This is a genomic window from Streptomyces sp. NPDC058964, from assembly GCF_042741275.1.
Lineage (GTDB): Bacteria > Actinomycetota > Actinomycetes > Streptomycetales > Streptomycetaceae > Streptomyces.
On sequence record NZ_JBHYKH010000856.1, the window covers coordinates 1 to 2,157 of the forward strand.

The following is a 2,157-nucleotide window of genomic DNA, read 5'->3' on the forward strand; positions in this document are numbered from 1 at the left end:
CAGCCGCGGGCGCGCGCGCCCGCCCCCCCCCGGCCCCGCGTGGGCCCGGGACCCCCAACCAGGTGGGGGGGGAACTGGGGGTCGCCGCCCACCTCGCCCCCGGGCGGAGCCCCGAGATCCGGCCCGAGCGCGATGTCGGCCAGCCGGTTCTCCACCAGTACGCGCATCTCGTTGCCCGCGGCCACCCCGTAGGAAATCTCGGTCCGGCGCCCGGCACGGTCGGCGAAGGCCTCCACGAGCGAGGGGAGCACGAACTCGGCCAGGGTGCTCGTGGCGACGACGCGCAGCTCGTCGGGTGCCCCTCGCGCCGCCCGCACCGCCGCCTCGGCGTCCGCGCTCAGCGCGACCATGCGTGACGCGACCGGCAGCAGCCGCGCACCCGCGGGGGTCAGGCGCATCCCACCGCCGCCGGTGCGCCGGCTGAGCGGATCACCGAAGTGGGTCCGCAGCGCGGTGAGCGCCTGCGACACGGCGGACTCACTGACGTTCAGGGTCCGGGCCGCGGCACCCACCGAGCCGAGCCGGGCGACCAGCACGAAAGTGCTGAGCTGCGTGACGGTCACTCCATGATTTTCCGCTGTTTTCGGCAATAAGTGAATACTTATCATCCCATTGCATGGCTGATGCCGGCGGGCGCAGCATCGCGGCACGACGGCACAGCATGACGGAGGGCCCTATGCAGGTTCCAGCCGCGTTCCAGTACGAGAGGGCCACGAGCGTCGAGCGGGCGATCGAGCTTCTGACGCGGTACGGCCCCGATGCACGCGTGGTGGCCGGTGGCCACAGCCTGCTGCCGATGATGAAGCTGCGGCTGGCCCAGCCCGAGGCGCTGATCGACATCAACGGCCTCGGTGAGCTGGCGTTGATCCGGGTGGACGGGCACGATCTGGCCGTCGGCGCGACGGTCCGCCACTCGGAACTGCTGGCCTCACCGGTCGTCGGCGAACACTTCCCCATCCTGCGCGACGCGGAACGGATGATCGCCGATCCGCTCGTGCGCAACCGCGGCACCGTGGGCGGTTCGCTGTGCCAGGCCGATCCGTCGGAGGACCTGTCCGCGGCGTTCTCCGCGCTGCGCGCGACCCTCGTCACCCAGGGCCCCGGCGGCAGGCGCACCATCGGCATCAGGGAGTTCTTCCTCGGCCCGTACGAGACCGCGCTGGACGAAGCGGAGCTTCTGGTGGAGATCCGGGTGCCCATCCGCTCGCACGCCAGCGCCTACCGCAAGGTCGAGCGCAGGGCCGGTGACTGGGCGGTCGTCGCGGCGGGAGCGGTGCTGGAGATCTCCGACGGGGTGATCGGCGAGGCCGGGATCGGGCTGACCGCGGTGGGCGCCCCACGGTTCGTGGCCGAAGAGGCCGAGGATTTCCTGCGCGGCGGACGCCCGGGCGAGGAGACCTTCGTCGAGGCGGGCCGGATCGCCGCGCGGGAGTGCCGGCCGACGGCCGACCAGCGCGGTCCGGCCGACTACAAGCGGCATCTGGCCGCGGAGCTCACCACCCGGGCGCTGCGCGCAGCCGCCGCCCGCGCCCAGGGGCAGGAGGCGTGACATGCGGATCACCGTGACCGTGAACGGCGAGCAGTACACGCGGGACGTTGAGCCCAGGCTGCTGCTGGTGCATTTCCTGCGCGACGAACTCGGGCTCACCGGCACCCACTGGGGCTGCGACACCTCCAACTGCGGGGTGTGCGCCGTCTGGCTGGACGGCACGCCCGTGAAGTCCTGCACGGTCCTCGCGGTGATGGCCGACGGTCACGAGGTACGGACCGTGGAGGATCTGGCGCACGGGGCCGAACTCGACCCGGTGCAGCAGGGATTCGTCGCCTGCCACGGGCTGCAGTGCGGCTTCTGCACACCGGGCATGATGATGACCGCCCGCTGGCTGCTCGACCACGACGCGGACCCGTCGGAGGAGGACATCCGCGAGGCGATCTCCGGACAGGTGTGCCGCTGCACCGGTTACGAGAACATCGTGCGCTCCATCCGCTGGGCCGCCGAGCACGGCGGCGGGGCACGGGCCGCCGACGCGGCCACCGAGTCGGCGCCCGGCCGCGAGGAGGTGCGGGCATGACGACCACCTGTCTCTTATAAACAACTGACGCAGCCCACCACAAATCAATTGTTTATATCGGTGGGGGCCGGTTGATTAAAAATGG

General features: G+C 71.5%; 3 protein-coding genes. 2 read left to right on the forward strand and 1 reads right to left on the reverse strand.

Features of this window, described 5'->3' with window-relative positions:
- A partial coding sequence (locus ACFW2E_RS45625) for a LysR family transcriptional regulator (protein WP_384477737.1) occupies nt 1–563 on the reverse strand: 563 nt, incomplete at its 3' end.
- Nucleotides 564–676: 113 nt separating this feature from the next.
- Here ACFW2E_RS45625 and ACFW2E_RS45630 point away from each other — a divergent pair.
- Entirely contained in the window at nt 677–1,549 is an 873-nt protein-coding gene (locus tag ACFW2E_RS45630) for an FAD binding domain-containing protein (RefSeq protein ID WP_384477739.1), read from the forward strand.
- A gap of 1 nt (nt 1,550) precedes the next feature.
- Complete coding sequence (locus ACFW2E_RS45635) at nt 1,551–2,072, forward strand: (2Fe-2S)-binding protein (protein ID WP_384477742.1); 522 nt, start codon at nt 1,551–1,553, stop codon at nt 2,070–2,072.
- The last annotated feature ends 85 nt before the right edge of the window (nt 2,073–2,157 follow it).

What these genes read in the sequence shown, in the direction of transcription:
- ACFW2E_RS45630 (WP_384477739.1), top strand. Translation starts at nt 677, where the DNA reads ATGCAGGTTCCAGCCGCGTTCCAGTACGAGAGGGCCACGAGCGTCGAG.
- ACFW2E_RS45635 (WP_384477742.1), top strand. Translation starts at nt 1,551, where the DNA reads ATGCGGATCACCGTGACCGTGAACGGCGAGCAGTACACGCGGGACGTT.